Here is a 20,172-nt window from a genome sequence, read left to right as displayed (position 1 = left end):
TCCGATACACGATCATTGCCTTTTAATTATAGCAGAATTCCCATCTTTATCGATCGATAATGCCCAATAACCATAAATTCATGCCCAAACAGAAGAATGATTGTTGTCGATCCCCAGGGGTTTTTGCACCATTCCTGATCGACGACAGACAATCTTGCGGAAAAACCGCATCACCTGATCCACCATTGAAAATGGGTGGCTGAAGGAGTACTTCCTCCATCACATACGCGCCCTCTTCATATTTTCTGATATATATTTATCCACTCTTATCTCGCGCTCGTACAATGTGAGCTCATCCATATCCAAATGAGATGCCAGCGTAATCTTAACCCGTTCTCTATGATCACCAGAAAAATATATCATCAAATCAATCGTGTCTGTCGAACCGAAGAATCCGGTTTTCCGTTTCTTCATCAAGAGAATTTCCCAAGAATGAAGCGACGGAGGATACATACTTTGTCGGCCTGTTCGTGTGTTCCGACGTAATCATCATTTTTATCTGGTAGCTAACTCCATCTTGTGGGAAAGTCTTCTTACTTCGATCAGCGTTATTTTGTTTCATTCCCGATCATTTTGCGTCTGCATTGTCTGAGGATACGAAAGAAGTCAGAAACGTACAGAAATCGGTCGATCGTTCCTGTATCTCCAAGGAGACATGATCTACATCTACGAGATGATACTTTCCATTTTGAATGCAGTATCCGAAAGCATCCCCCATTCCATAGTCTCCAATCAACCATGTTTGCTCCCACTTTTCATACTCGATGGGATCTTCTTCTTTCAACTCTTCATAATCATACATCTCGTTTGCTTTTATCGGGCCACTATAGAGAAACACTCCCAACTCTCCATATCCACACTCTGCCAAAAAAGACAGATAGTCCTCCGGAATACCAGGAAAATTTCTACGAATCCCCTCAATCTCTTGACCGGTTAAGGGAGAAAGTTTTTGCAAAACCCCACGTTTTTCCAGCATATTTTTGAGTACTCCGATTTTCAACGGCGGGCTCCTTCCTCTAATCAACCAATCAAAGTGATTACGGATCTGTAACATTGCCCCTTTTCGTTTTGGGATCACTTTTTTCTAAGCCTGATGGGCATGTACCCTGGTCCCTTATTTAACCTCTTATGAGGAGTAAATACCTCGTTCTACCTTATCAAACTCACAGAAAGGTTTTTGGTCCGTAACAGGCATAAAATATTGAGCCAATCCAGCATCCCAAATGGTCAAATCCATCTCATCATTCGAACTTACTTCCAGCAGCAGTGTTTCTCTGTCATCAGTACCGGAATAACCCATGTACGGATAGCCAAAAATTCGATGTTCAAAATCCGGGGTTAAATGATCCAGTTCATCCGTTGCTTTCCAATATACATCAAGCGAGTCATCAATACCATGTCTTTCCAATGCGAGATCAAATTCGGCGGAAGGATATGTTGCTAACATCCATGCCGGAGCGAAAGAAACTTTACACTCATGGTAAGGTTCGCCCCATTCAAATATCATAGATTCATCTTTCAGATAACGGGGTTTCAGGTTTTGGATATCCCCATCATAGTAAATGACGTTATACCCTTCACCGGGTTCTTGGGTATCAAAGAAATATAACAAGCCCTTTTTGGGCAACCGATTTTCAAAATCCCAAGGCGCAATTTCTGCTAAATTAAGCTGACAGAAGAACGGAATGTATTGATCATGATACATCGGCCACTCGATATGATCAGGTAAATGCGGAACCCCTCCAAATTTCGTTTGGCCAATCGGAAGACTTTCACCGTTTTTCACACGTTCGGTTTTGATTTGAATGGAATACCTAAGATCTTTTTTCAAAACAGAGCAAACATCTGCGGGAAGCCCGCTTCGATCAATGACATCCAATGCTTTTTGTTTCATATTCATTATCTCAGTTAGATAATTCATTATTTTTCCCACGTTCTATCCTCCTCCCGACATGTTATTATATCAAAAGATATAAACGATCGGCTTCATTTGTTTTCCGGTGAAGACAAGTCGTATCTGAACAGGTTCCATCGGACAACTCATTGTGATGATCAGCACGGGGGCGTTGCTAATGCTCCCATTGGAAGTGGATTTCGCGGATCGTCTGATAAATATACACAAATGGCTTTATCATGTCTTCTTGTCTTACACAGGATTTTGCCGGTTGCACATCTGGTAATTGAAGTAATTCATATTCCTTATCCTCAACACACTTCATCGAAACATGGGACAAATAAATCAATAGCTGGAAAAAAACCGATTGATGCCATTATCCGGCTTGAGTAGAAGTAAACATGTAGATTTGCATCGGATGTTTATGTGCATTTCATGATATCCAACGAATCAAAAAGAATATACCAAGCCTAACGCAGAGCAGCTTCATCCTTCAAAATGCTATTGATCTCTGAAAGCAATCCCGCCTTTCATAACAGTACTCCTGATAAACATAACAACCGTTCCTCTTGTGTGTAGAGTTTCTTTTGTCGTCGATCAGGAGTGGTGCAAAAACCCCTGGGGATCGACGACAATCATTCTTTTGTTTGTGCATGAATTTATGGTTATCGGGTGTTATCGATCAATAAAGATGGAAATTCTGCTATAATGAAGAGGCAATTAACGTGCATCTGAGGGGTTTATAAACTACCTATGAGGAATTGAAGCCCATATGATTTTCGCACGTCCTACTCATCGGCATATCGTTTCTGAGCTACCCTATAAGGTATTGAAACACCACATGATGAACCAAATGTATACGCGGCCAAAACGTTTCTGAGATCCCTATGAAGTATTGAAACTAACCAACTGTTCCAGCGATGTTTGACCACCCTACGAGTTTCTAAGATACCTAGAGGTATTGAAACCCAAAGATTCCGACGTGACACCGAAACGCGTCGTCTACAACTTTATGAACTACCTATGATATGAAGTATCGAAATCTTCCAACTCTATTAGAATGTCGTTTCATAAAAGAAAGCCGCCTAAAGGCGGCCTGTCATCAAGAAAAGATATGTGGTTGATCTTGTTTCGATTTGGTTTTATGACCCTGTGTGAAGTGTTTGAACTGCCAAAAAGCCCCATAACCAATCAACCACCAACAGTGTTCAGAATCGCATCATCCATGTGCCCATCACTATTTGAAAGCCAGATAGCCAATTGAATTAACTCTATTCCCACTGATATCAAAACACCTAAGGGTAGGACATCAATAGGATGCCTACCCTTTTACTTTAATCCGACGTACCATAAACGGAGAAAAATAGGAGCGGTAGATTCTTACCAATGAAGATGATCCATTGCTCAACCGAGCGCTCCATCCGGGAAAAGCGGCTAACCGCCGTAAACGAATCCATTATTGAGGAGCTGGATAGAAGCAGGCCAAATTTGCAACGAGTTTGGATAAACAATCGAAACCATTTCATCTACTTTTGGCCGACGCTTCCCGAATTTCGCAACAAAGCGTATCTTCTCTGCGTTTTTTGATCCTGCGCTTATTGGAATGCCGATTACAATGTTTTTTGGAAAAAAGTTGCCCCGGAAAGGTGTGGTGTTACTGACATTGGAAACGCCATCTCTCAGTTAATATTAGGATTGCGATTGGGTCCCCTATTCAGTTCATACTTCACTCCAAAATCATTACCCAATTTTTCACACATTCCTTGGGCAGGAAAGTACTCAACTTTCCCTCAATTTCCTGCAAGATCTTTTTGTCGAATTCCCAGCCATCATTCAGAAACTGACCATGATACTTGAGATAACAAATCTCGGTAAGTATACTCAAAGTCTCAATAAAATCCTCCAAACAAGGTGCAATTTCTCTTAAACGGATATGTCCCTGCCCATGCAATGCATGATAAATCTTCTCTGTTTTCTGATCAAAAATGAAAGGGTCCAAACCTTTATCAGCGATTACAATCCAATCCTCTTTCCAGTCAGGATTCTTCTTCATACAATACAAATCGTGGCTAAAATTTATTTGTAAATCAACCAGCTCTTCCGGTTCATACAAATGAATGGGATTACCTCCAAAATCCAACTCCTCTATTCTCGGTGCACATTTTCTATACCAACTTAAGAGTTTCTCACTAAGATGCAGTGATCTTTTTATCTCATTGATTACATGTTCATCTGTTGGACCGACTGTAAAACCACTCTTGGTCATTACATTGCTCCACTTACTCAAAACTGATGATATGATGTCCTGTATATCCGCTCACCCTACCTCTTGTTAGCAGTTCTCTAATTTCACCCTCACGAATGGATGAATACCTGCAAGACTTAACTTTATACTGAAGTTGAGTCAAAACAAGACACAAAAAAAGAGGATTTCCCCTCTCCCCAACACCGTTCCGGTTCGACGTCAAATGAGGTGTGGGTGATGAGTTTCAATTCCTCGTAGGTAGTTCGTAAACCACCTATGAAACCAACATGCCATACGGCGAATACCTGTTTCAATTCCTTGATAGATGGTTCATAAACTTGAACAGGACGCGCTTTGTACATGTTTCAATTCCTCATAGGTAGTTCATAAACTCCTCCGATACACGATCATTGCCTCTTCATTATAGCAAAATCCCCAACTTTATTGATCGTGATAATGCTCAATAATCATAAATTCATGCACAAACAAAAGAAACATTGTCGTCGATCCCCAGGGGTTTTTGCGCCATTCCTGATCGACGACAAATGAGTGCTCGGGCATCCACGGCTGAAGCCGTGGGGGGAAGTCACAATCGAATTGAGAGCTTCAACGTTGCAATCCAAATTCAGTTTGATTTTTTTGGTAAAAAGTGTGTATAATATGAGTAAGCGAGAAGGAGCCCTCGATATGGGCCGCGTTCTACACACTGAGTTTCACGAAAAAGTGACCCCTAGGTTCGGCAGCCCACGGGTCACTTTTTTCGTGATGTGACGACGTGAACGATAACTTGCACCACTAAGTTGATCGTACCGATCACCTGAAACAATAGTGATAGCAAAGCGATCGTTTCCGTCATACGCATCACCTCCTTTCCTCGCCAAATGACGAAGGAAAGGAACGCGACCCGCACCTGGACTCCTCCTCTAAAACAATAACTTCCACGTGATAACGGTAAATCCTTCCTGATCACGTCTTCTTGCTATTACGCAGGATTTTGCCGGTTGCACATCTGGTAATTGAGTCATTCATATTCTTTATCCCCAATACACTTCATCGAAACATGGGACAATTAAATTAATACTGGGGATAAACCATTCCAAAAACCAATCGACGAAATACCTTCCTGCTGGAATAGATGTTTTTACATCGGATGTTTCATGTACAGGTGGGTGCATATTATCACCGGGCAGATTGCCCGGAGAGGAGTACATCTGTGTGCTCCTCATTTTTTATATACGATCAAAGACTCTTCTCGGTTTTATATGACGTCCGCCGGTCGAAACTGCCGGGGAAAATCTGGCTGATTCCCACACATAAAGGTTTTGCATCCGTGAAAATCTTTAGTATAACGACAGGATAATGCATACAAAAAAATGAATTATTGTAAAAATAGACTTTTTTAGTAGCAAGAAGCTGGGAGGGGTTTGTTGATGACGCTTCAGAAGTGGTTGTCCCTGGCCGTTGCGGCTGTACTGGCCTTATCGTCCCTGGCCGTGGCTCAGGCGGAGACGTCGACGCCATATTACGGGAAGAGTTATTCCCAACCCGACAAGGTCCTGAAACTGTATCCCGATCCGGAAGAACGGTTTGACACCCCCGCTTTCACCTCAGGGAAGGAACGGTTTACCAGTCAAGAAGAGATGATGGCTTTCCTCCGTGGTTTGGAATCGAAAAGCCCATGGGTGAAAATGGAGGTGATCGGACACTCCCAGGAGGGAAGGGAGATACCTGCCCTCTTTTTCCGGAAGGGAGGCGTCAAAAAGAAGCCCACTGTCTGGCTGCAGGGACAGATCCACGGCAATGAACCGGCCGCCGGGGAAGCGGTGTTGGTGATGGCCGAGAAGCTGGCTGGTCCCTACGGCAAGAAGCTGCTGGATAAGATCAATGTGGTCATCGTACCCAGGGTCAATCCCGACGGTTCCTACGCCTTTAAACGACAGATGACGAACGACCTTGATGGCAACCGGGATCACCTGAAGTTCGACACGCTGGAAGTGCGGGCGATTCACTCCCTTTTCAACCGGGTGCAACCTGAAGTGGCGATCGACGCCCACGAATACAACCCCGAACCCGATCTGCTGAAGGACATTGGCAAAGAAGGCTCCCTCAAGTATCACGACCTTCTCATCCTCTCGGGCAAGAACCTGAATATCCCGAAACCGATCCGAACCTTCGCCGATAATATGTCCGAGAAGGCCAAGAAAGCCTTGGCGGAAAAGGGATTCTCCAGTGGCGATTACTACACGGCAGCAAAAAAGAACGGAAAATTGGAGCTGACCGAGGGTGGACCGGAACCCCGCATCGGCCGCAACAGTTTCGCCCTGAAACCCTCCCTCTCCTTCTTGGTGGAAACCCGGGGCATTGGAATCGGACGGGAAAACTTCCCCCGACGGGTGGCCGCCCAAGTGACCACCCATGAAAGCCTGCTGGAAACCACCGCTCAACGGGCTGACGAAATTAAACGTCTCGTGGATAAAGCCCGGAAAGAGATCGTCGACAAGGGACGCACCGTCGGGGATGACGATGAGATCGTGGTGGTAAGCCAGGCGACAGAAATCCCCAACAGCACCCTGCCGGTGGTGGACATCGCCGAGGGCAAGGTGAAGGAGATCGCTGTTCGCTGGTTCAGCCACACCAAAGGAAAGCCCGGCCTCACCCGGGAGCGCCCCACCGCCTATCTTTTGTTCCCGGATCAGGAAGAAGCCGTGGAACGACTGCGGAATGCCGGAGTCAAAATGATACGGCTGAAGAAAGAGATCGTCTTGTCCGTGGAAAGCTACACGGTTCGGTCGAAGGAGACTTCCAACAAATCATACGAAGGTCACCCGCAGTATCATGTGACAACAGACACAACCATAGAAACAGTCCACTTCCCCGCAGGGAGCTGGGTAATCCCGATGGACCAGCCAGCGGCCAACCTGGCTGCCCTGGCAATGGAACCGGAGTCCACTGACAGCTACGTCACCTTTGGGTTCATCCGTTCAGAAGCGGGGAAAAAGCTCCCGATTTACCGGTACATGGAGAAGAAGAATTGGTAATGATGTGATCCATCACCTAAAAAAGCCGCCGTTCGAACGGCGGCTTTTAAATATACTGCGGGCACACCTCTTCAAAAACAAGACCTCGATGTCTGCCAAGGTAGCAATTGGGGTAATAGGGGAGTCACTCAATCAAGCGTTTAACACAGGCATTTCCCGGTTACCGCTCTCTGCTTGCTATAAACTCCGGCCGGGGTGATTGCCCGGAGAACGGTTCCACCAACCGGTTTTCCACACTGTTGTAAACAAAGAACACATTGCTCCGCGGCAAAGGGGTGATATTGCCGTTGGACCCGTGCATGATGTTACAGTCGAACAGCACGACCGAACCGGCCGGGCCTGTCAATGCGTCAATCCCGTGCTGATTCACCAACCAGGTCAAACTGTCCTGGTCCGGAACGCCGTACTCCTGTCTCCGAAGCGACTGCCGATAATGATTTTCCGGCGTACGGCCCACACAAGAGAGAAAATATTGATGGGAGCCCGGAATCACCATCAACGGCCCGTTAAAGTGATAATTGTCTTCCAACGAGATGGAACAGCTCAACGCCCGCATACGCGGCATGCCATCCTCCACATGCCAGGTCTCGAAGTCAGAGTGCCAGTAAAACTCTTTTCCCGCAAAACCCTTTTTGTAATTGATTCGGGACTGATGGATGTAGACATCACTGCCGAGAATTTGTTTGACGATGTCTGTCAGCCGCTGATTTTGCGATAACCGTTTAAAAGTATCGCTGTTGCGGTGAACAGCAAAGATCGATCGAATTTCCCGGCTTTCCGGCTCACGAATCACTTCCTCCGCATCCGAATCCCGGTTCGCATCCCAGAGCCGTCTCAGCTCATTGCGCAATTCCCGCACTTCTTCCTCAGAAAAGAAACGTTCGAAGAACAGGTATCCGTTTTTCTGATAAAATTCCAGCTGTTCGGCATCAAGCGGACCTGCTGCGGGATCTTTGGTATAAATGACTGGATCTTTCCGTTCCAAAATCACCGGTTTGTCATCCACTCGCGAAGGATAGAGATCCATCACCCCGCCCTGTAAGTTGCTCATTTCCCCAATTCCCCCCGAACGGTTTGTGGTTCCACCCTTTGTGCCCTTTCGTCAGGGTGTGGATTCGGGCGATTCTCCCGTGACTCCTCTTCAATGATGGGATACACCCCTTCTTCATCATGTACCTCTCGCCCTGTCAACGGCGGATGAAACACACAAACCATCCGCATATCGGACTTTGCACGCAAATAGTGCTTTTCATGACCGTCCAGCGCATACAAAGTTCCGGGCTGAATCGGGTAAACGGTGCCGTCTTTCACGACCTCAATTTCTCCTTCTCCCTCGATGCAGTACACCGCTTCCACATGGTGCTTGTACCAAATCGTGGTTTCTGTTCCCGCCTTGATAATCGTGTCGTGCAACGAAAAGCCCATCCCGTCCTTTTTCAAAAGCAGACGGCGGCTGTTCCACGTCTCAGTGTCCACGTCATCTTTCGTTCCGATGATGTCATTCAGATGTTTGACGATCATGATTACCTGTCTCCTTTTTCACATCATCTGTTTGCACCGCTCAAAGCTTTCCTCCAGAACGGTCAGTCCCTTTTCAAGCCCCTGTTCATCAATGGTCAAAGGAGGCATGATTTTGACGACTTCACTGTTGGGACCGGATGTTTCCATAATCAAACCCCGTTCAAACGCGGCCGCGCAAATCTTTTCGGCCAACCCGTCCACTCCGATTTCAATTCCCTGGATAAGCCCTCTTCCCCGCACTTCCCCTGCCATCTCGGGATACTGTTGTGCAAGCATTTCCAGGAAGAGTCTGACTTTCTCTCCCTTCTCCAGGATTTCTCGGCTGAACTGGTCGTCTTCCCAGTAACTGAGTGCTTCGGTCGCAGCGACAAACCCCAGGTTATGGCCGCGAAAAGTACCGTTATGCTCGCCCGGTTCCCACAGATCATACTCAGGTTTGATCAAGGTCATCGCCAACGGGATGCCATATCCCCCGATTGATTTGGACAGACAGACGATGTCGGGATAGATCCCGGCCGGTTCAAAGCTGAAAAATGGCCCCGTCCGTCCACATCCCACCTGCACATCATCGACAATCAACAGAATGTTCCAGCGCCGGCACAGTTCTTCCATGTTGCGGAGCCACTCAAAACTGGCCACATTGATGCCGCCTTCACCCTGAACGGTCTCAAGGATAATGGCTGCAGGGAGAGAAATGCCGCTGCCATTATCTTCGAGAAAACGCTCAATATAGCTGACCGTGTCGGCCTCACTGCCAAAATAGCCGTCAAACGGCATGGAGATCGAATTCGTCAATGGAATGCCCGCGCCTTTTCGCTTGGATTCGTTCCCGGTAATCGACAGCGAACCGATTGTCATGCCGTGAAACGCGTTGGTGAAACTCATGATTGTGTCCCGCCCGGTTACTTTGCGGGCCAGCTTCAGCGCACTTTCCACCGAATTGGTGCCTGTCGGTCCCGGAAACATCACTTTATAGTGAAGATTTCGCGGCTTTAAAATGACCTCATGGAACCGTTCCAGCAGCTTTTCTTTTGCTTCTGTCGCCATATCAAGGCTGTGCGTAATGCCATCTTCCATCAAATAGTCGATCAGCTTGGCCTTGATTCGTTGATTGTTGTGGCCGTAGTTTAACGCGCCGGCACCGGCAAAAAAGTCGACATATTCCCGGCCGTCCCGATCCCACAGCTGATAGCCGCTCGCTTTTGCAAAGACAGTCGGAAAACTCCGGCAGTAACTGCGGACCTCCGATTCCAAAGCTTCAAAAACCTTCAACGGTGAATGTAATTCCTCCGCAACTTTCACCAAATCCCCCCAGTTAAGTTTGATACCGAAACGGTCCGATCCGAAACGTCATTTCCGATTCATGAGTTCCCCCCGGGAACAGATGGGCGGGAAAACACTCCGAAACTTCACAGCACGTTGCAAAATCCCGTGCCAATCCCCGGAATAAAGCCTGGGATGCAAGATTCGACGGAGAAACGGTTGCTTCAAGATAACGGACATTTTTGCAAGCGTCCCGACGGATCAACGCTTTCAGAAGCGCCTTTCCCAACCCGTTGCCCCGTTGAGACTCGGCCACGGCCACCTGCCACACAAACAGGGTTTGCTGGTCTGCCGGTGGTCGAAAAGCGGACAAAAAACCGACGATTTGTCCCTCCTGTTCGGCAACCACACAAGTATCCGAAAAGAACTTGCACAGCATCAGGTAACTGTAAGGGGAATTGACGTCCAACACTCCGGTGTCCCGAACCAGGCTCCAGATCCCGATTCCATCCGCTACCTGTGGTTGGCGAAGCGCCACTTTGTTCATCAACCCGGTTTCCAGATTCATCACCTCCTCCCCGGTACCGACGGCTCAACGCCATGCCAAAATGTCCCGCACAGCGCGTCATCGCCGATTAAAAAAGTACAAGACCGGTGCAAACTTTCTCCCAGGAACCATCATTCCAAGGAAAAAGTCTGTACCGGTCCGTGCTTGTGCAATCCGTACGCGGTCAAAGACTCAGATCCGCCTTCTCGTGCACAGGAAAAGTCAGTCCGGCGCAAAATTGGCAAATCCCTTGGATCTCACTGCTTCAGCCGACAAGGCTGGCGGGCAAGATGGATGAGAAATGCTTCACATCTATTCCGGTGTCAATCCGGAATTCACCCCAATCGCTTGGTTCCCCCGTTTCCATCGAAATGAAATAAGGCGTCTTTAATTGTCAATATAAACTGTTTCCTACAATCAATTGTTAATATTTTTACTTTGTCTTATAATACCATATTTACCATAATGATTCATCCTCTATAAATTCCGTTGATCCCCTCGTATACTCTTTCTCCTATGTTCAGATCGGATGAATTGATCTATTCTCCCTTTCTCGCTTCGTTCCACTGCCATTCATCTCCAATTGGACATCGACTCTATCGTCTGCTGACAAAAACTGCCCAAAAACTTACGTAAACGTGGACTCTTCGGACTGTCACCAAAAATCTTTTCCGGCGGTCCTTCTTCCATAATTCGTCCTTCATCAAAGAAAACAACCCGATCCGCCACTTCCCGGGCAAAACCCATTTCATGTGTAATGATCAACATCGCCATCTTGCCCTCCGCTGCAATCTCCTTGATAACCCCGAGAACCTCCCCGACAAGCTCAGGGTCCAACGCAGACGTCACCTCATCAAACAACATGATCTTGGGTTGCATGACCAACGCACGCGCAATCGCCACCCGCTGCTGCTGACCGCCGGATAATTGTGACGGATATGCGTCGATCTTATCCAGCAACCCTACTTTATCCAACATGGTTTTGGCCTGCTCGATCGCTTCTTCCTTGGACAATCCCAATACCTTGATCGGTGCCTCCGTCACATTTCGCAAAATGTTCATGTGCGGAAACAGATTAAACTGCTGAAACACCATTCCGATTTTGCCGCGCACTTGATGCAAATGTTTTTCATCAGCCGGAACAAGCTTCCCGCCCTTTTTTTTGTGCCAGAGCAACTCACCGTCAACTTCAATCGTACCCGACGTCGGCCTTTCCAACGTCATCAAAACACGGGCAAACGTCGTCTTGCCGGACCCGCTCGGCCCGATTACCGCTACTTTTTCTGCAGGAGCCAAATCAAAATCGATTTCGTGCAACACTTGAGTTTTGCCATAGAACTTGCTGACCTTGCGGTAACGAACAATTGGGTTTATGCGATCCGATTTCACATGCATCACCTCAAAACCCCTTCAGTTTATCAATCCTTTTTGATTGAGTTGGAGCCAAGATTCCAAGCGGCGTACCAGGAGTGAGGAAAGGTAACTCAATATGAGGAAAAACACCCCGACAAGCGTAATGGGTTCCAAATAGCGGAATGAATTGGAGCCGATAATTTGCGCTTGACCCAGCAACTCGATCAGCGTGATTGCCGATAAAAGCGGCGTTTCTTTAAACATCACGATCAAATAGTTGCCCAATACGGGAACAATCGGCCGGACGGCCTGCGGGAGAATAATCCGCATCCACGTTTGCGTTTTTGAAAAGTTGAGGGCGACGGCAGCTTCCCATTGCCCGCGCGGGACCGCGTCAATACCTGCCCTGTATACCTCCGACAGATAGGTGCTATAGTGAATGCCCAATCCCAGTACACCAGCCGTGAAAGGAGACAACCTCAATCCAAAATGAGGTGCCACATAAAAAATGAAGAACAACTGAACCAATGGCGGTGTGCTGCGCACAAATTCGATAAAACCGCCGGTCACCCATGACAAAAGCTTGACCTCAGACCGTCGTGCAAAGGCGATCAACAGACCGCCGACAAGTGCAATCAAATAGGAGACGATCGTCGCACCAATCGTAATCTTCACGGCATCGAGCAGTTGCGGTAAAATTTGCAAAGTAAACGTCCAAGACCATCCCACGTTAAGACCTCCCCGTTGAAAGTCTGCGCTCCAACCAACGCACGCCCAACGTCAGCGGATAGGCGACGAGAAAATACAAGATGAGCAACAGACCGAATATTTCAGGGGTATGCTGATTCATATTGGTCCGCAAGGTTGTCGCCTGAAATGTCATATCAGAAATCGTAATCAAGGAAACCAAAGAGGTTCCTTTCAACAATTCGATGAAAAGATTACCGAAAGATGGCAACATGATGCGGAAAGCCTGCGGCAGGATCACACTCCGCATCCTCTGCCCCGGTGTCATGTTCAGCGCAACAGCCGCTTCGATCTGCCCCTTGGGGACGGCCAATATCGAGCTGCGGACGATTTCTGATCCATACGCCCCGGCGTTAAGACCGAGAGCGAGCAAACCCGCCAAATCCGCCGACAACCAGATGCCGAGCTGCGGCAGGACAAAATAAAGCCAAAACAATTGAACGAGCAAAGAGGTTCCGCGAAAAACTTCAACAAAAACAGTGCACACCGCTCGGAGCGGATAAAACCGCGACAGACGTCCAAACCCTGCCAAAAAGGAGACGAAAAAGGCCAATATCGCCGAATAGATCGTCAGCTGAACCGTGATTCCAAGCCCTTGCAGCAAAGAAGGCAATATTTTTTCGCAGACCCCGATCGGAATCACATCCTTTCCCGTTGCGATTCAAACAATCGTGTGCCTCGTGATAAATCAGGGGTCTCAGCTCATCCCTGCCCATGGACGGGATCTAAATACAGTGGGACTCTTACGGTTTGCACAGTTCATCCGCCTTTTTGTCAGGCAAGTTCTCTTCGGTGAATCCGAACAGTTTGAGAACATTCAATAATGCACCCGACTTTTTCATTTCCGCCAATTCTCGACTGAATGCATCCCGAAATTGTTTATCTTCTTTTCGGAAGGCAGCCGCTCCATATCCGAGGACACTTTTTCCGTCCACGATCGGCTGTTGAAAGTCCTTTACCTCCTCGATATCTCGGGCACCGGTGGATTCCATCATCGCCCGTAAAGAAGGACCTGTCATCGTGATCGCATCCACCCGCCCGGATTCCAATGCGGAGATCGCGGAAGGCTGATCAGGAACAATGATCATCTGATTCTCCTTCACACCCGATTTCTTCAAATAGCTGACCTCAACCGCCCCCTTCATCACCGCGACCTTCACTTGCGGATGGGCGGCGATGTCCTCATAACTGTGAAGTTTCTTCGGGTTTCCTTTTTTCACTGCGATTGCTTCCCCGATTTTGTATTCAGGATCGGCAAACACCACTTCTTTGCAACGAGTCGGGGTGATGTACATCCCCGCGGTAATGACATCAAAACGACCCGATTTCAATCCGGGAATCAATGACCCAAAGTCCACCAAAACCGGCTCGATTTTGTGAATCCCCATCTTTTTAAAAACAGAACGTGCCACCTCGACGGCTTCTCCCGTCACTTTTCCCGTTTCATCCTTATAAGCATAAGGTTTCTCATTGGCAAAACCGATCGTGACAACCCCCTCTTCTTTGGCGCGCTTGAGCGTGTCCCCACCATGCAAGCCAAAATGAAGCCCACATGCCGTCGCTGACATGATGAATACCAGCAATACGCCAACAATAAAAAAGTGTTTCTTTGACACCAAGCTTTTCCTCCTTTGTTTTTGTCGCCTCCGTCACTCACCTTTCGACCCGTATCCTCTCTCGATGAAGCGGGACTCCATGGCCACAGCCTCATCACCTTTATTCCCCGAGAGAAAAATTTGAAACGGAATTTTACTTCTTGCCTGATAAATCGAGCAATAATGATAACATCGCCATAAAATTCAGCCCCCGTTTTACGAGAGGCAATAGCGTCGGTGTATACTTTTCCAGTGCGCTTTTCATTAAAGTAGGTATAAGATAAAAAGACGGGGCAATCCCGTTGTTGGTCCCCGCCTAACATATTGTCAGAGGAAATGGTGATTTGCCCCAAACGGCTGAAGCAACGCCGCGGGCTTCTCGCTTCATCCGGTGTGGCAAACCTCCATCCACAAGTGATTTTCGTTTCATGAGTTTTGCTCGCATCGTAGGTTTCGCGTCATCCATTCGAAGAAGACGTTCACTGGTGGATCGTATCAGAGATCACTTTGCGATCGGTACACCAATTACCCACAATAAAAACACCACTTTTGTGGTGTTCGAGACTGCTGACAAAGTGTTAAACCACCCCTATTCCGGGTGTACCGTTTACATCTCCCTCCTGTTTCGCCAGCTAAAAGGTCGCTCGTGGGAAAACGGCCACCTCTTTTTCGGTATCGGATCGGGTCCGAATTTCTCGTTGAGCGACTCTGGCTGCCGCTACGGAGCGGCGCACCGCGGAGTTTGTCAATACCCTCAAACACCATTTTGTGGTGTTTAAACATTCGGCCTTTCACTTGTGACAAAAAAATCCGTTTTTCCCGGTGACCACAACCGTACTGAGGTTTTATCTTCCCATTTGTGTACCATCAGGACCTGTTCAACCCTGAAAAGCTGCTTGTTCCTGACGTTGCAGCCAGTCGATCAAAGCGTCAACGGCCGAAGCGGATTGTTCGGAGTGAAGGATGCGGTGCCCGAAATTGGGGAGAAGGAGCCATTCTTTTTCCTTTACAGTCAATGAGTCAAAAAACAGGCGAACCATATCCGCAGGGATCAAGTTATCATTTTGCCCACAGATGCACAGGGTGGGTACGGAGATGCTGGCCACGTTTTGCAACGCTTCTTCAGTTTGGACAAGCAGCTGCTGAATCCAGCGGAAAGAATACTTGAGTGGAATCAGCGGGTCCACCAACTTGGTTTGAACATACTCTCCCACAATCGACTTCAGCCTTGGGATGCGTTGCGCTTTTTTCATCAAACCATATGGATTGACGCTGAATGAAGGTGCTACCCGGCTGATGATGGAGATCAACCGCTTCGCAAAAATCGGGACGTGAATCCGTAACCCCAAAGCAGGAGCGGATAAAACAATGCCGTCGACATGATCTGACCGGTGTTGGACATACCGCGCTACGATCAACCCGCCCAAGCTGTGTCCGATCAGGTAAATGTGTCGATTCCCCAGTTTTTTTCTGAAAACATGAATCAGTTGGTCCAGATCATTCAGGTATTCATGAAAATGAGTTACATGACCGCATCTTCCTTCGGAACAGCCAAATCCCCGCAAATCATACAAAACCAAACCGAATCCATCCCGAATGAACCTTTCCCCCAAATGTTCGTACAATCCCAAGTGCTCACCCGCACCGTGTACCAATACGGCGACAGCGCGGGGGCGATGAGGAAGCCACGTCCGATATCGAAGGTGAACCCCATCCCATGTACATAACCTGTCCTCATAGTTCTCAACAGACACCCCGACAGACACTTCTCCGTCCTCCCGTGAACAAAATCTCCATCAACCAGTATGTACAATTCGCGGGAAAATCCATTTACAGTTTTTTCATTTCCCTGAAAGCCATCCTATCCGCAAACACGATGCAAACGGAAAAATATGGACTTCTCCATATGAACGAAAAAAGCAAAAAATAGTCCCGACAAAACAAAAGGGGGATTCAGATGACTTTTGTCAAAAATTGGTGGGGTTTATGCTTGGAACGGTTGAAAAAGTGGTTGTATCAGGAATATATTCGTTGGGGTACAGAAGCCAATGATTTGCCCGCAAAAAAACCACAGGAATAAATGGTGCAAAATCAAAAACCCTCGATCGACTCGAGGGGTTTTCATTTGGTGAACCGAAAACGAGAGAAGCAGCTCAAACAAAAAATACTCGATTCAGCTATAGATTGTTATCCAGTTTGGTTTTCCTGCAAAAGTGAAAATCCCCCGACATGTCGGGGGATTCGTTTTGGTGGAGCTGAGCGGGCTCGAACCGCCGACCTCTACACTGCCAGTGTAGCGCTCTCCCAGCTGAGCTACAGCCCCATATTTTGAAGTTGTCTCAACCGCTGACGAAGATTAGTTTATAACAGGTCCATAAGAAAGTCAAGCACTTTTTTTCAGGAGCCGTAAACAACCGGAAAATCGCCAGTGCACACGTGAAATCCGCCGCAAACGATTTCCATCTTATCATATCCCGATACCAATCATCTATACTGGATCAACTTGAGCCGCAACCTGGAATAACCCCAAACAACGCATAAAATCCGAACCCTGAATGGGATGTCCCTCCACATCCAGGAAATCAATGCCTACGCCCTTGTTTTTCCTTTGAAAGAAGAAACGGGGAACATCGACATACTTTCCTGTATGAACATCGAGCCCCCCCTTGTTTGCGTAAACGGGCATTTCTTCATGGATGAGCATGGAAATCTCATCGATTCCATCCATCGTGTCACTTCTGTTCTGCTGATGGGTGTTACAGTCTTTTTCTTGTATGACACGGGATACTACCGTCGAATTGATTAGCAGGGCATTGGAACAATGTCGGACTTGCTAGCTGAGGCCCCCGCGTTCGACGTTCGCTTTCATCCCAACCCCAAAGGGCTGGGTTTTTCTGCTCGCTCTTTATAAAAGTCCCCGGGGAAATTCCCGGGGACGGAATGATCAGGAAACCTGAGCCTCCTGGAAAAATTGGGGCAAATAGGGTTTATGCGCTTCCAACATCTCATCCAGGATTTGCTTCGCGATCGTGTCAGACGGAACGAGCGGGTTGATCGTCATGGCCACCAGCGCCGTGCGATAATCTCCCGTAACAGCGGCTTCACAAGCAACCCGTTCAAAAGATTTGATTTGTTGGACGAGACCGTTGACCGCAACGGGTAACTCTCCCACTGTAATCGGTACCGGACCCTCTTTTGTGATCACGCAATTGACCTCGACCGCGGAATCATCCGGGATGCCGGCGATCGCTCCGTTGTTTCTCACGTTTACCGGCTGGATGTCGCGTTTATCGTTGTAGATGGAGTTGATCAGGTTGCAGGCCGCATCACTGTAGTAGGCCCCGCCCCGTTTTTCCAATTGCGGCGGCTTCACCGCCAGATTGGGGTCCTTATAGAGTTCGAACAGTTCCGCTTCCAGCTTTTTGACCACCTCGGCACGGGTTCCTTTTTCCTTGGCCGCAGCCATCTCCTCTTCCAGCATCTTTTGCGTTTGGAAGTAATAACGATGATACGGGCAAGGCAGTACTCCCAGGCCCTTGATAAACTCGGGTTCCCAACCGAGATCGACGATGTTCTGCATGGTGACGTTCGATTTTTCTCCGCTGGTGATGAGATCGATCACCCGATCCGTGATCTTCTCACCGTCAAGATACACATTCAACCCGAACACCATGTGGTTGAGGCCCGCGAAATCGATGTGCACGCGATCCGGACTTACATCGAGCAGCTTGGCAACCCCCATGCGCATCCCGATCGGAACGTTGCACAGCCCGACTGCTTTTTTGATGTTGCTGTAACGGAGAACGGCTTCGGTCACCATGCCTGCGGGATTGGAAAAATTGATCAGCCACGCTTCCGGACACAGTTCCTCCATGTCCTTGCAAATATCCAGGATGACCGGAATCGTGCGTAACGCCTTGAACAGCCCACCCGGCCCGTTGGTCTCCTGACCGATCACACCATACTTCAACGGAATTCTTTCATCCAAAGCCCGCGCATCCAACAATCCCACACGCAATTGGGTTGTGACGAAATCGGCATTCCGAAGCGCTTCACGCCGATCCAGGGTCAGATGGATCTCGATCGGAACCCCGGCTTTTTCCACCATCCGTTTGGCCAGATTCCCCACGATGTTCAGCTTTTCTTCCCCTTCAGGGATATCGACCAACCACAGCTCCCGCACCGGCAATTCATCGTACCGCTTGATCAATCCCTCCACCAATTCCGGTGTGTAACTCGATCCTCCGCCGATGGTGACGATTTTGATCCCTTTCATACTTTCACCCTCCCATGAATGAATGTTTCATACAAGTCAACAAACTCGGCAGCCAAATCCCTGATGGTGATGGTATTCATCAAATGGTCTTGGGCATGAACCATCAGCAACGTTACCTCGGATTTTTTTCCCGCCGCTTCCTCCTGGATCAATCGGGTTTGGATGCGGTGAGCCTCACTGAGTTCCTTTGATGCGCATTCAAGCGCTTTTCTGGCCTCTTGAATATTTCCGCTTTTGGCGCATGCGATGGCCTCCATCGAGGAACTCCGGGCATTTCCACCATGCAAAATCATTTGAAACGCGATTTCGGTATAATCCATCTCCCTACCCTCCTTTCGCCTTACAAGTTGACCGTCTTTCCGGAAGCACCCTCATGCTCCGTCATCACTCCTTCCTCTTCTTTCAGCTTCTGTTTGTCCCAAATACGGAAGAACGGATAATAAATCGCAAGGGCGACAAAAAAGTTGACCAGTTGAAGAACCGCCCCTGAAATTTTCCCGCCCGTCATCAGGAAACCGCTGACCAGAATCGGGGTCGTCCAAGGAAGGTTTGCTCCTACGGATTTGGCCACCAGACCCGTAGACATGGCGAAGTAGGAAACGAGAACCATGGCCACTGGTGCCAGGATAAAGGGAACGATCATCATGGGATTCATGACGATCGGCATTCCAAAAAGGACGGGTTCATTGATGTTGAAAATGCCGGCTCCGATCGACAATTTGCCCAAATTTTTCGCCTGTTGACTTCGGGCTCTGAACAGCATCAACACCACCAACGCCAATGTGGCACCGGAACCGCCGGTATTGATCAAAATCTCCACAAATTCCGAAGTGACTACATTGGGAGGTTCCTGACCGGCCTGAAAAGCGATGCGATTTTGGTCCAACAACGTCAACCAGGTCGGCCCCATGACGGCACCCACCAAGGACGCGCCGTGGATACCGGTGGACCACAACATTTGTTGAACGAGAACGGCGATCAGTATCCCGAACAGACTTCCGCCCAAAGCGTTTAACGGACCGCTGAGTAATTGGGCCACGATATTGTGAACGCTTTCAAACGAGGTGTTTTCAATGCCGATCCGAAGCAACCACACCACGGTCAAAACGGCAAAGGCCGGGATCAACGCGACAAAAGATCGCGAAACGGCAGGAGGAACACTGTCCGGCAACTTGATCACGATATTTTTCTGGATGATCATTCTGTAGATTTCCGTTGAAAGTAAGGCCAACAGCATGGCCACAAACAATCCTTTGCTTCCCATCAAAGCGGTAGGGATCACCCCTCCCACCTCAATGGCTTCCTTCGCCCCCGGAGGCGTAAACATCGTCTCGTAAGGAGTGGCCAACAAAAAGGAAGCTACCGAAATGGCCGCTGCAGCCAACGGGTCCACCTTGTATTTTTCCGCCAACCGATAGGCGATGCCGAAGCTGGCGATCAGCGCCATAATATCGAACGTTGCCCCCACCGGATACTGCAGTTTGGTCGACCATTCCCTTCCGAACAATCCCGTCATCCATTCGTTGTATCCGGGAATCGGTAGGTTGCCGAGGATGAGGAAAATGGACCCGATGATCAACAACGGCATGGCCAGAATCAGCCCGTCACGAACGGCCTGGAGATGCTTCTGCTCGGCAATTCTGCCGGCAAAGGTCATGAGATGCGATTCCAGGAGATTTGCGAACGCTTTCAT

General features: G+C 48.3%; 19 protein-coding genes, 1 tRNA gene, 1 pseudogene and 1 riboswitch. Of the genes and pseudogenes, 2 read left to right on the top strand and 19 right to left on the bottom strand.

What is annotated here, in order from left to right; genetic code table 11:
- Positions 1-219: 219 nt before the first annotated feature.
- From JQC72_RS12535 to JQC72_RS12515, 5 genes are all read right to left on the bottom strand, one after another.
- On the bottom strand, positions 220-414 hold the full coding sequence (locus tag JQC72_RS12535; RefSeq protein WP_205496153.1) for a hypothetical protein: 195 nt from the start codon (positions 412-414) through the stop codon (positions 220-222).
- 154 nt (positions 415-568) lie between these two features.
- Positions 569-1,000, bottom strand: a complete 432-nt coding sequence (locus JQC72_RS12530) for an SMI1/KNR4 family protein (RefSeq protein WP_205496151.1) — start codon at positions 998-1,000, stop codon at positions 569-571.
- A gap of 126 nt (positions 1,001-1,126) precedes the next feature.
- Positions 1,127-1,933 (bottom strand): DUF1963 domain-containing protein, encoded by an 807-nt coding sequence (locus JQC72_RS12525; protein ID WP_205496149.1) that lies wholly within the window; start codon positions 1,931-1,933, stop codon positions 1,127-1,129.
- Positions 1,934-3,620: 1,687 nt separating this feature from the next.
- Entirely contained in the window at positions 3,621-4,160 is a 540-nt protein-coding gene (locus JQC72_RS12520) for an SMI1/KNR4 family protein (RefSeq protein WP_205496148.1), read from the bottom strand.
- Between the two features lie 730 nt (positions 4,161-4,890).
- A complete protein-coding gene (locus JQC72_RS12515) occupies positions 4,891-5,049 on the bottom strand; it encodes a hypothetical protein (protein WP_205496146.1) in 159 nt (52 codons plus the stop codon).
- A 520-nt stretch (positions 5,050-5,569) separates the two neighbouring features.
- Here JQC72_RS12515 and JQC72_RS12510 point away from each other — a divergent pair.
- The gene (locus tag JQC72_RS12510) at positions 5,570-7,177 is read left to right on the top strand and encodes a M14 family metallopeptidase (protein WP_205496144.1); all 1,608 of its coding nucleotides are present in this window, start codon (positions 5,570-5,572) and stop codon (positions 7,175-7,177) included.
- 160 nt (positions 7,178-7,337) lie between these two features.
- On the opposite strand, the gene thpD is transcribed toward JQC72_RS12510, so the two are convergent.
- The 9 genes and pseudogenes from thpD to JQC72_RS12465 all read right to left on the bottom strand — a co-directional run bounded on the left by thpD (position 7,338) and on the right by JQC72_RS12465 (position 15,969).
- Positions 7,338-8,228 (bottom strand): ectoine hydroxylase, encoded by an 891-nt coding sequence (gene thpD / locus JQC72_RS12505; protein ID WP_302104830.1) that lies wholly within the window; start codon positions 8,226-8,228, stop codon positions 7,338-7,340.
- Between the two features lie 83 nt (positions 8,229-8,311).
- Positions 8,312-8,698 (bottom strand): annotated as a pseudogene (locus JQC72_RS12500) (ectoine synthase); the annotation flags it as partial.
- A gap of 18 nt (positions 8,699-8,716) precedes the next feature.
- The gene (gene ectB, locus JQC72_RS12495; protein ID WP_335342458.1) at positions 8,717-10,000 is read right to left on the bottom strand and encodes a diaminobutyrate--2-oxoglutarate transaminase; all 1,284 of its coding nucleotides are present in this window, start codon (positions 9,998-10,000) and stop codon (positions 8,717-8,719) included.
- A 13-nt stretch (positions 10,001-10,013) separates the two neighbouring features.
- Entirely contained in the window at positions 10,014-10,529 is a 516-nt protein-coding gene (gene ectA, locus JQC72_RS12490; RefSeq protein ID WP_205496140.1) for a diaminobutyrate acetyltransferase, read from the bottom strand.
- Between the two features lie 230 nt (positions 10,530-10,759).
- Positions 10,760-10,902, bottom strand: a riboswitch (cyclic di-AMP (ydaO/yuaA leader).
- A gap of 179 nt (positions 10,903-11,081) precedes the next feature.
- On the bottom strand, positions 11,082-11,903 hold the full coding sequence (gene ehuA, locus JQC72_RS12485) for an ectoine/hydroxyectoine ABC transporter ATP-binding protein EhuA (RefSeq protein ID WP_302104846.1): 822 nt from the start codon (positions 11,901-11,903) through the stop codon (positions 11,082-11,084).
- Positions 11,904-11,918: 15 nt separating this feature from the next.
- Positions 11,919-12,590 carry an ectoine/hydroxyectoine ABC transporter permease subunit EhuD gene (gene ehuD, locus JQC72_RS12480; RefSeq protein ID WP_205496139.1) on the bottom strand — a complete coding sequence of 224 codons (672 nt, stop codon included), beginning with the start codon at positions 12,588-12,590 and terminating at the stop codon, positions 11,919-11,921.
- A 1-nt stretch (position 12,591) separates the two neighbouring features.
- The gene (gene ehuC, locus JQC72_RS12475; RefSeq protein WP_419179868.1) at positions 12,592-13,251 is read right to left on the bottom strand and encodes an ectoine/hydroxyectoine ABC transporter permease subunit EhuC; all 660 of its coding nucleotides are present in this window, start codon (positions 13,249-13,251) and stop codon (positions 12,592-12,594) included.
- A gap of 100 nt (positions 13,252-13,351) precedes the next feature.
- Positions 13,352-14,224 (bottom strand): ectoine/hydroxyectoine ABC transporter substrate-binding protein EhuB, encoded by an 873-nt coding sequence (ehuB, locus tag JQC72_RS12470; RefSeq protein ID WP_335342457.1) that lies wholly within the window; start codon positions 14,222-14,224, stop codon positions 13,352-13,354.
- Positions 14,225-15,081: 857 nt separating this feature from the next.
- Positions 15,082-15,969: an alpha/beta hydrolase gene (locus JQC72_RS12465; RefSeq protein WP_205496138.1), complete on the bottom strand. Its 888-nt coding sequence runs from the start codon at positions 15,967-15,969 to the stop codon at positions 15,082-15,084.
- Positions 15,970-16,160: 191 nt separating this feature from the next.
- Here JQC72_RS12465 and JQC72_RS16610 point away from each other — a divergent pair, with 191 nt between their 5' ends.
- Entirely contained in the window at positions 16,161-16,283 is a 123-nt protein-coding gene (locus tag JQC72_RS16610; protein ID WP_302104829.1) for a hypothetical protein, read from the top strand.
- A gap of 167 nt (positions 16,284-16,450) precedes the next feature.
- Here the strand turns inward: JQC72_RS16610 and JQC72_RS12460 are convergent.
- The 5 genes from JQC72_RS12460 to celB all read right to left on the bottom strand — a co-directional run bounded on the left by JQC72_RS12460 (position 16,451) and on the right by celB (position 20,172).
- Positions 16,451-16,526 (bottom strand) — tRNA-Ala (locus JQC72_RS12460).
- 165 nt (positions 16,527-16,691) lie between these two features.
- Entirely contained in the window at positions 16,692-16,931 is a 240-nt protein-coding gene (locus tag JQC72_RS12455; protein ID WP_205496137.1) for a hypothetical protein, read from the bottom strand.
- Positions 16,932-17,147: 216 nt separating this feature from the next.
- The gene (locus JQC72_RS12450) at positions 17,148-18,479 is read right to left on the bottom strand and encodes a 6-phospho-beta-glucosidase (RefSeq protein WP_205496136.1); all 1,332 of its coding nucleotides are present in this window, start codon (positions 18,477-18,479) and stop codon (positions 17,148-17,150) included.
- Positions 18,476-18,799, bottom strand: coding sequence for a PTS sugar transporter subunit IIA (locus JQC72_RS12445; protein WP_205496135.1), 324 nt, complete (start codon positions 18,797-18,799; stop codon positions 18,476-18,478). Before JQC72_RS12445 ends, JQC72_RS12450 begins: the two co-directional genes overlap by 4 nt.
- A 20-nt stretch (positions 18,800-18,819) precedes the next feature.
- Positions 18,820-20,172, bottom strand: a complete 1,353-nt coding sequence (gene celB / locus JQC72_RS12440) for a PTS cellobiose transporter subunit IIC (protein WP_205496133.1) — start codon at positions 20,170-20,172, stop codon at positions 18,820-18,822.

The sequence above is a fragment of the Polycladomyces zharkentensis genome (assembly GCF_016938855.1).
GTDB classification, from domain to species: domain Bacteria; phylum Bacillota; class Bacilli; order Thermoactinomycetales; family JIR-001; genus Polycladomyces; species Polycladomyces zharkentensis.
Note: the sequence above shows the minus strand (reverse complement) of the source record. Positions and strands in the feature narration are given on the sequence as shown.

Bases quoted from the DNA above. Each gene is read 5' to 3' on its own strand.
- thpD (WP_302104830.1), bottom strand. From the start codon at position 8,228: ATGAGCAACTTACAGGGCGGGGTGATGGATCTCTATCCTTCGCGAGTG.
- ectA (WP_205496140.1), bottom strand. From the start codon at position 10,529: ATGAATCTGGAAACCGGGTTGATGAACAAAGTGGCGCTTCGCCAACCA.
- JQC72_RS12445 (WP_205496135.1), bottom strand. From the start codon at position 18,799: ATGGATTATACCGAAATCGCGTTTCAAATGATTTTGCATGGTGGAAAT.
- JQC72_RS12455 (WP_205496137.1), bottom strand. From the start codon at position 16,931: ATGGATGGAATCGATGAGATTTCCATGCTCATCCATGAAGAAATGCCC.
- celB (WP_205496133.1), bottom strand. From the start codon at position 20,172: ATGAAAGCGTTCGCAAATCTCCTGGAATCGCATCTCATGACCTTTGCC.
- ehuA (WP_302104846.1), bottom strand. From the start codon at position 11,903: ATGCATGTGAAATCGGATCGCATAAACCCAATTGTTCGTTACCGCAAG.
- JQC72_RS12520 (WP_205496148.1), bottom strand. From the start codon at position 4,160: ATGACCAAGAGTGGTTTTACAGTCGGTCCAACAGATGAACATGTAATC.
- JQC72_RS16610 (WP_302104829.1), top strand. From the start codon at position 16,161: ATGACTTTTGTCAAAAATTGGTGGGGTTTATGCTTGGAACGGTTGAAA.
- JQC72_RS12535 (WP_205496153.1), bottom strand. From the start codon at position 414: ATGAAGAAACGGAAAACCGGATTCTTCGGTTCGACAGACACGATTGAT.
- JQC72_RS12510 (WP_205496144.1), top strand. From the start codon at position 5,570: ATGACGCTTCAGAAGTGGTTGTCCCTGGCCGTTGCGGCTGTACTGGCC.
- JQC72_RS12450 (WP_205496136.1), bottom strand. From the start codon at position 18,479: ATGAAAGGGATCAAAATCGTCACCATCGGCGGAGGATCGAGTTACACA.